The organism is Mycobacteroides sp. H001, from assembly GCF_001440005.1.
Taxonomy (GTDB): domain Bacteria; phylum Actinomycetota; class Actinomycetes; order Mycobacteriales; family Mycobacteriaceae; genus Mycobacterium; species Mycobacterium gwanakae.
Genome location: NZ_LJYH01000043.1, coordinates 202,782 through 210,836, shown reverse-complemented (window position 1 = coordinate 210,836; position 8,055 = coordinate 202,782). Strand labels below are relative to the sequence as shown.

The 8,055-nt window shown below is 65.7% G+C and carries 10 protein-coding genes; 3 read left to right on the top strand and 7 right to left on the bottom strand.

What is annotated here, in order from left to right; genetic code table 11:
- From AOT83_RS21815 to AOT83_RS21805, 3 genes are all read right to left on the bottom strand, one after another.
- Window positions 1-519: FHA domain-containing protein (locus tag AOT83_RS21815; protein WP_131726963.1), on the bottom strand; the 519-nt coding region annotated here is incomplete at its 3' end.
- Between the two features lie 76 nt (window positions 520-595).
- Window positions 596-913 carry a hypothetical protein gene (locus AOT83_RS21810; protein WP_057964503.1) on the bottom strand — a complete coding sequence of 106 codons (318 nt, stop codon included), beginning with the start codon at window positions 911-913 and terminating at the stop codon, window positions 596-598.
- Window positions 914-923: 10 nt separating this feature from the next.
- Window positions 924-2,102 carry an NADH:flavin oxidoreductase gene (locus AOT83_RS21805; protein WP_057964502.1) on the bottom strand — a complete coding sequence of 393 codons (1,179 nt, stop codon included), beginning with the start codon at window positions 2,100-2,102 and terminating at the stop codon, window positions 924-926.
- A gap of 89 nt (window positions 2,103-2,191) precedes the next feature.
- Between AOT83_RS21805 and AOT83_RS21800 the strand changes: the two genes are divergently transcribed.
- The 3 genes from AOT83_RS21800 to AOT83_RS21790 are packed head-to-tail and all read left to right on the top strand — an operon-like array spanning window position 2,192 to window position 4,021.
- Window positions 2,192-2,842 (top strand): nitroreductase family protein, encoded by a 651-nt coding sequence (locus AOT83_RS21800; protein WP_057964501.1) that lies wholly within the window; start codon window positions 2,192-2,194, stop codon window positions 2,840-2,842.
- A 19-nt stretch (window positions 2,843-2,861) separates the two neighbouring features.
- Window positions 2,862-3,707 carry a bifunctional methylenetetrahydrofolate dehydrogenase/methenyltetrahydrofolate cyclohydrolase gene (locus AOT83_RS21795; RefSeq protein WP_057964500.1) on the top strand — a complete coding sequence of 282 codons (846 nt, stop codon included), beginning with the start codon at window positions 2,862-2,864 and terminating at the stop codon, window positions 3,705-3,707.
- Window positions 3,708-3,721: 14 nt separating this feature from the next.
- Window positions 3,722-4,021, top strand: a complete 300-nt coding sequence (locus tag AOT83_RS21790) for a DUF3017 domain-containing protein (RefSeq protein ID WP_057964499.1) — start codon at window positions 3,722-3,724, stop codon at window positions 4,019-4,021.
- A gap of 2 nt (window positions 4,022-4,023) precedes the next feature.
- Here AOT83_RS21790 and AOT83_RS21785 read toward each other — a convergent pair whose 3' ends face one another.
- From AOT83_RS21785 to AOT83_RS21770, 4 genes are all read right to left on the bottom strand, one after another.
- On the bottom strand, window positions 4,024-4,701 hold the full coding sequence (locus AOT83_RS21785) for a hypothetical protein (protein WP_057964498.1): 678 nt from the start codon (window positions 4,699-4,701) through the stop codon (window positions 4,024-4,026).
- Window positions 4,702-4,767: 66 nt separating this feature from the next.
- The gene (locus AOT83_RS21780) at window positions 4,768-5,502 is read right to left on the bottom strand and encodes a class I SAM-dependent methyltransferase (RefSeq protein ID WP_057964497.1); all 735 of its coding nucleotides are present in this window, start codon (window positions 5,500-5,502) and stop codon (window positions 4,768-4,770) included.
- A 20-nt stretch (window positions 5,503-5,522) separates the two neighbouring features.
- Entirely contained in the window at window positions 5,523-6,707 is a 1,185-nt protein-coding gene (locus AOT83_RS21775) for a homoserine O-acetyltransferase (RefSeq protein ID WP_057964496.1), read from the bottom strand.
- A complete protein-coding gene (locus AOT83_RS21770) occupies window positions 6,704-8,032 on the bottom strand; it encodes a bifunctional o-acetylhomoserine/o-acetylserine sulfhydrylase (RefSeq protein WP_057964495.1) in 1,329 nt (442 codons plus the stop codon). The genes AOT83_RS21775 and AOT83_RS21770 overlap by 4 nt, the downstream gene beginning before the upstream one ends.
- Window positions 8,033-8,055 lie beyond the last annotated feature (23 nt).

The window sequence follows — 8,055 nt, the reverse complement described above, 5'->3', positions numbered from 1 at the left end:
ACTGGGCCCGGAGGTCCCATAGGTTTGGGGCCCCGAGGGCGGTGCGCCGTAGGGGTGCTGCTGGCTCGGCGGCTGCCCATAGGTCTGCGGAGCGGATTGGTAGCCGCCGGTGGGATAGTGCTGCTGAGCGCCGGTATAGGGGGCCGGCTGCAGACCCGAGGCCGGACCACGCATGGTGGGGGGAGCGATTCCCAGCTGCGTCTCGCTGCCGAGGCCGCCCAGGGCGAACGTCAGCCGCGGTCCGCCTGGGTCACCGAGGTTGACCACGGTGTCATCGCGCACCTCGACCCAACCGACCTGGCGGCCGTTGACGAAGATGCCGTTGAGGCTGCGTTGGTCCTCGGCGATCCATTTACCGTCGACGAACCTGACTATCAGGTGAATACGCGACACCAACGGGTGCGTGATGCGTACATCGGCGTGGATATCGCGGCCGATATGAATGTCGTGCCCGGGTGCGAACTTTCGTTCGTCACCATCGAATACCACGGTGAGAGTGGGTGCTTCCCGACCAGTCATCGCCCCCGACTGTATCGGGTCGGGGCGTAAGGCCAGCCGTCCCGCGCCGGACGTTCACAGGGACTGCGGTACGAATTCACAGGTTGTGCAGCAGAAACAGCGTTCTGACGAGGACGGACACGCACAGCGTGGGCCAGTACCAAATGTGCCAATGCCGCCAGTGCCCGATGCCCATGGCGATCGGCGCGGCCATGCACGTGAACAGGGTCAGCAGCGACCAGACGAACACCCCGGCTGCCGCGTCGGCCTGTTCGGGTGCGGCGCCGCTGAAGGCGAGCGGGAAGATCGAGGCGAACGCGACGACGCCTGCCGCCGCGGTCACCAGCACCCACAGCAGCCAGCTGACGACGGACTCGGCGGTTCCCGGTTTCTGGTGTTCGGGCGCCGCCGTCATGGCAGCGATGCTATGTGAGCACGCAGTGGGTTCTGCTGAAAATCGTGGCCATGCACTGATTGCAGTGGGTGCATCGGGAATGGGCGGCCCGGTCAGCCGCCACCCGATTCACCAGATCCGGATCGGCCAGCAGCGCACGTCCCATGGCCACGAAATCGAAGCCCTCCGCCATCGCCAGGTCCATGGTGTCGCCGCCGGCGATTCCGCCCAAGAGGATCAGGGGCATGTCCAGTTCGGCGCGAAACCGGCGGGCATCGTCCAGTAGGAAGGCGTCGCGGTAGGGATAGGACCGGAAGAACTTCTTTCCGGTGAGCCGCACGCCCCAACCCATGGGTTTGGGGAAGCCGCTGGCGAGCTCACGGATCGGCACCTCGCCGCGGAACAAGTACATGGGGTTGACCAGAGAGGATCCCGCAGTCAGTTCCAGGGCATCGAGTCCGCCGTCTTCCTGCAGCCATTTCGCGGTTTGCAAAGACTCCTCGATCGGGATGCCGCCGCGGATGCCGTCGGTCATGGTGAGTTTCGCGGTCACCGCCAGCCGATCGCCGGCCACCTTCCGCACTGCTTGCACCACCGCGCGCGCCACCTTGGCGCGGTTGGCCAGCGATCCGCCGTACTCATCGCTGCGCCTGTTGAACAGTGGGCTCAGGAAGGAACTCACGAAATAGCCATGGCCCAAGTGGATTTCGACGGCGTCGAAACCGGCCTCGATGGCAAGCCGGGCCGCGTTCGCGTGCGCGGCAATCACGCCCTCGATATCGGAAGTGCTGGCACGGCGGGCGAATTTCATGCCCAACGGGTTGAAGAACCGGATCGGGGACAGGGCACGTGACCCGTTCGATCGCGCATTGGCCACCGGACCGGCATGGCCGATCTGCGCCGAGACGGCGGCGCCGGTGTCGTGGATGGCACCGGTGAGGCGCCGCAGCCCGGGCAGGGCCTCTTCACGCATCCAGACCTGGCCGTATTCGGTGCGTCCCTCGGGGGCGACGGCGCAATAGGCAACCGTTGTCATGCCGACCCCGCCGAGTGCGGGTCTGCGGTGATACTCGATGAGATCGTCGGTGACGAAAGCGTCCGGTGAGGCGGCCTCGAATGTGGCGGCCTTGATTGTCCGGTTGCGCAATGTGATGGGGCCGAGTCGCGCGGGCGCCAACACGTCGGGAACTCCAGCGGCGTCATTGCCCATGAGCGGGAGATTACGCCGCGACCACGGACGGCGAATTCTGGATGCGGACTCCTAATTTTCGGTAAGCCCGGTGGATGTACGTTCGTCGTATGACCTCCCTGAATCTGTCAGCCGACGAAGTTCTGACCACCACCCGTTCGGTGCGCAAGCGCCTTGATTTCGACAAGCCCGTCGAGCGCGCGGTTGTCGAGGAATGTCTGAACATCGCGCTGCAGGCACCGACCGGCTCGAACCATCAGGGCTGGCACTGGGTGATCGTGGAGGACGCCGACAAGAAGAAGGCGATCGCCGACATCTACCGCGAAGGCTGGAACAAGTACGCCAAGGGCGCAGGCGCCACCTACGCCGAAGGCGACACCCGGGCCGAGCGTAAGGAAAAGGTTGTGGACTCGGCCGGCTACCTCGCCGAGAACTTCGAGCGGGCGCCACTGTTCCTCATTCCCTGCATCGAGGGACGCCTCGACAATCTGCCGGTGGTTGGCGCGGCGTCGTCGTGGGGATCGTTGCTTCCTGCGGTGTGGAGCTTCATGCTCGCCGCCCGTAACCGCGGTTTGGGATCGGCCTGGACGACATTGCACCTGATGGACGACGGTGAGAAGCGCACCGCCGACATCCTGGGCATCCCGTTCGACAAGATCACCCAGGGCGGGCTGTTCCCCATCGCGTACACCGTCGGCACGGACTTCCGGCCCGCCAAGCGCCAGCCCGTCGCCGACGTCCTGCACTGGGACACTTGGTGAGAGCTGGAATACTGGCCGTGTGACGGCGACTCGACTTGATGGCAAGACCACCCGCGACGAGATCTTTGTGGAGCTGGCCACTCGCGCCGCGGCGCTGACCGCGGCGGGCAAGACCCCAGGCCTGGGAACCATCCTGGTGGGGGACGACCCGGGTTCGCACGCCTATGTTCGAGGTAAGCACGCCGACTGCGCCAAGGTGGGCATCAACTCGATCCGCCGCGATCTGCCCGCAGATATCGATCAAGCCACACTGTGCGCCACCATCGACGAGCTGAACGCCAACCCGGACTGCACCGGCTACATCGTGCAGCTACCGCTACCCAAGCACCTCGACGAGAACGAGGCGCTGGAACGCATCGACCCCGATAAGGACGCCGACGGGCTGCACCCCACGAACTTGGGCCGGCTGGTGCTGGGCAAGGAAGCCCCGCTTCCGTGCACGCCGCGGGGCATCGTCTATCTGCTGCGTCGCTATGACGTCAAGCTCGACGGCGCGCACGTGGTGGTGATCGGTCGTGGCGTTACGGTGGGCCGTCCCCTCGGGCTGCTGCTCACCCGCCGCTCGGAGAACGCGACAGTCACCCTGTGCCACACCGGAACCCGTGACCTGGCTGCCTTGACCCGGCAGGCCGACATCATCGTCGCCGCTGCCGGCGTGCCGCACATGGTGACGGCGGACATGGTCAAGCCGGGTGCCGCGGTGGTCGACGTGGGCGTGAGCCGGGTCGACGACAAGCTGACCGGCGACGTGGCCGAGGACGTCTGGGATGTCGCCGGGTACGTCTCGCCCAACCCGGGCGGAGTCGGGCCCTTGACCCGAGCGTTCTTGCTTAGCAACGTGATCGAGCGAGCGGAACGTTCGTGACGACTACCCGGGACATGTTCGGGGCTGCTCTTGATGCCGTCCGCCGCTTCGCCCGTGAGCAGTGGCCGATTCTGGTGGTATCGGCGGTCTTTCTGGTGGCGCTGGGATTGGTGATCGCGGATCGGTGGCGCCGCGGTGCGCTGGTCGTGGGGATCGCTGTGGGAGTGGCCGCAGCGCTGCGGTTGGTGCTGGCCGATGACACCGCGGGCCTGTTGGCGGTGCGCAGCAAGACCTTTGACGTCGGTGCTCTCAGTGCCGTCGCTGCGGTGATGGTCTACCTGGCGTTGACGATCGACCCGCTGGGCACCGGATAGACCTACTTGAGCAGTTGCGCCGAGCGTGCGATGGCATCGGCCTGCTCGCCGAAGAACTGCTCCGACGGTTCTCCGCTGGGGCTGCCGGTGTTGCTGGTGGCGATCTGCCAACGTTGATCGCCCTGCCCGACAAACGCCACGTAGATCTTGGGCGTGACGGCGGACGGCGGCTTGCCCTCCGCGACCGGAGGCTTCTCCAGCTCCAGGCTTGCCGAGGCTCCGGGCAAGTTGGGGCCGTCCCATGAGTCTCGTTTATCCGCAGTGACTTTCGACTTACGGCTCTTGACGAAGTCGCTCACCGCATCGGCATTCGACGATTCGAGCCAGCCCTTTACCTCGGGTGCGGCCGTGTTCTCGTCGGAAGCCGTCAACTTGCGGATGCGCACGTACTGCGCGAATTCCGTTGACTCCCACTTGGGCCGGACCTGGAAGGTCACCTGCCCCTTGTTGTCGTGCACTCCGTCGGCGAAGGCCACCCAGTCATGCGGGAGGGTGACGTAGATGCCCAGTTCGGGGATGAACTGCCGAGTGTGCCGTTCGGTGGGCGCGCTGCTGGCGCTGGATTCGGACTGGTTCTTGGTGTCCGAAGGTGACCCCGCCGATCCACAGCCGACGAGCGCCGGGGTCAGGAATGTGGTGGTGACAAAGAGGGCTGCCAGCAGGCGGCGATCCGTACGCACGGGTACACCGTAGCGGCACGCGGCCTATTCGTCTCTGTGAATTGGGGCACCCGATTCACAGATCTTCTACTGGTTGAGTGTCGCCCGGATACTCACGGTGACGTACGGCAGCGCCAGTCCCGTCGACTGGGCAAGCGCAGGATGGGTGGACAGCAGTTCCCGAACCTGCTGCAGGGTCTTCTTCCGGGCGGCTTCAGGGGCGGTGATGCAGTAGCTGCGTGAGGCCACCATATCCAGAAGTGCCTGAGGGGTAAGGTAACTCGTCCATTCGACCTGGTGTCGTTGCTGCCCGCTAAACGGCGCGGGCAGGCTGACCGTGTGGTTGAACGGATCGTCCTCACTGCCGATGATCCTGCCGAGGTCGGCCACCCAGCCCAGGCGCTCATCGCGCGTGTTCCACACTAGCCCCAGCCGCCCACCCGGCCGCAGCACGCGAGCGACTTCGGGAATGGCGCGTTCGGGATCCACCCAGTGCCAGGCCTGCGCCACGAGCACCGCATCCACGCTGTTGTCGGGTAACGGAATCTCCTCGGCGGTGCCCAGTAGTGCGGGGGTTTCGGGAAGCGAATTGCTCAGTACTTCAAGCATTTCGGCGAGCGGATCCACCGCGATCACGTTGAGCCCGCGTTCCACCAGGCGGGTGGTGAGTTTCCCGGTACCGGCGCCCAGATCCAGGACGTCGTGCGCTCCGTCGGGCAGTAGCCAGTCGATGGCCTCGGGCGGGTAAGACGGTCGGCCCCGTTCGTAGGCGGCTGCCTGTGAACCGAACGAAAGCGAGGGCTCTGCTTGTGCGTCCGGCATTCGCGCTCCTCGGGTTCCGTTTACGAAGCCTGTGTTGATTTGGCCAGGGCGAGTGTCTCCCGAACCAGCTCGCTCACCGCGTCGAACTCGATGAGGAACGCGTCGTGGCCATGCAACGATTCGACCACCCGCAAGCCGGTACAACCGGGGAGCAGGTCGGCTAATTCCTCCTGCAGACGCAGCGGGTACAGCCGATCGGATGTGATACCGCCGACGACGACGGGGACGGGGCAGCCGCGCAGCGCCTTCTCGACACCGCCACGGTTCCGGCCGACGTCGTGCCGGTTCAGCGCCTCGGTCAGGATGACGTAGCTTCCGGCGTCGAAGCGCCGAACGAACTTGTTGCCCTGATGCTCCAGGTAGCTCTGCACCGCGTATCGGCCGTCGGCCCACGGATCCTCGGGCCCGTCCGGGCCGACCTGGGGATCGTTGCCGAACCGGGTGTCCAGCTCGACCTCTCCGCGGTAGGTCAGGTGTGCGATGCGCCGGGCGAGGTTCAATCCCTTCTCCGGGCTGCGTCCGCTGCCGTGGTAGTCGCCGCCCTGCCAGTCGGGATCGGACCGGATGGCGGCGATCTGCGTGCTCTGGGTGCCGATCTGGTCGCCGGTGGCGCGTGCACCAACCGCCAGCACCAGCGCCGCACGCACCGAATCCGGCTGCATGACGGCCCATTCCAGCGCGCGTGCACCGCCCATCGAACCGCCGACGACGGCGGCGATCTCGGTGATGCCGAGTTGTGCGAGTGCGGCGATGTCGGCGTTCACCTGGTCACGTACCGACACCTCGGGGAATCGTGAGCCCCAGGGCTTTCCATCGGCGGCAAGGGAAGTCGGGCCGGTGCTACCCCGGCAGCCACCCAGCACGTTGGTGGCGATGGCGCACCACTGGTCGGTATCGATTGCCGCGCCGGGGCCGATGATTCCTTGCCACCACCCGCCGGTGATGTGGTCGGGGCCGGCGGCTCCGATCACGTGTGAGTCGGCGGTCAGCGCATGGCAGACGAACACCACGTTGTCGCGGCGGGGTGAGAGCTTTCCCCAGGTCTGTACCGCGACGGTCGCGTCGTCGATGACGGCACCGCTTTCGAGTGTGATCGAACCTATTGACACATAGGCGATCTCATCGCCTTGCGGAAGGGCGACGTTCGGCACGGGAAGCTGGTGGTCGGCAGAGCCGCTTGCACGAAGATCGTCGGTCAAGGTCATGATGATGCCACCGCTGCGGGCTGTTTGAGTCGCCGCACGGCGGCGAATCCGGTGTCCAGATCGGCCAGGATGTCGTCGATGCCCTCAATACCGACCGCCAACCGCACCAGGCCGGGTGTGACGCCGGAGGCCACCTGTTCGGCGGGCGCCAGCTGTGCGTGTGTCGTCGTGGCGGGGTGTATGACCAGCGATCGCACATCGCCGATGTTGGCCACCTGACTGTGCAGTGTCAGGGAATCGATGAAGGTGGTCGCCGCCTCGACTCCTCCGTCCAGTTCGAATGCGAGTACCGCACCGGCACCCTTGGGGGCCAATGATTTCGCGCGTTCGTGCCAGGGGGAGGTGGGTAGCCCGGCGTAGTTGACGCCGGTGACCTCCGGCTGGGCGGCGAGGTACTCGGCCACCCGCTGCGCATTTTCGACGTGTCGTTGTACTCGCAGGCTCAACGTCTCCAGTCCCTGCGCGATGAGGAAGGCGTTGAACGGGGAGATGGCGGGCCCGAGGTCGCGCAACAGCTGAACACGCGCCTTGAGTGCGTAGGCCGGTGCGCCCAGATCGGCGAACACCACACCGTGGTAGCTCGGGTCCGGTGTGGTGAATCCGGGGTGGCGGCCCTGGGTCCAGTCGAAGGTGCCGCCGTCGATGATCACGCCACCGATCGCATTACCGTGGCCACCAAGGTATTTGGTGGCCGAGTGCACCACGATGTCGGCGCCGTGGGCCAGCGGCTGGATCAGATAGGGAGTGGCGACAGTGTTGTCGACGATGAGGGGGACGCCCGCTTCGTGCGCGATCTTCGAGATGCCCGGAATGTCGAGAATGTCGTTCTTGGGGTTGGAAATCGATTCGGCGAAAAGTGCCTTGGTCTGTGGCGTGATGGCGCGGCGCCAGGAGTCGAGGTCGTCGGGATCCTCGACGAAGGTGGTTGAGATTCCCAGGCGCGGCAACGTGTAGTGCAACAGGTTGTATGTGCCGCCGTACAGACGCGGGCTCGACACGATGTTGTCGCCGGCCTGCGCGATGTTGATGATGGCCAATGTCGCTGCCGCCTGCCCGGAAGCCAGCAGCAGCGCCGCCACGCCGCCTTCGAGGGCAGCGATGCGCTCCTCGACGACATTCTGGGTCGGGTTGCCGATACGGGTGTAGATGTTGCCCTCTTCGGACAGCCCGAACAGCGCTGCCGCGTGCGCGGTGTCGTTGAAGACGTAGGACGTGGTCTGGTAGATCGGCAGGGCCCGGGCATTGGTCGCCGGGTCGGCGGTCTGGCCCGCGTGGATCTGCTTGGTCTCAAACGCCCAGTGGGCGGTGGGATCGATATCGGTCATGGGAACCTCCTGGGTGGTCGGTG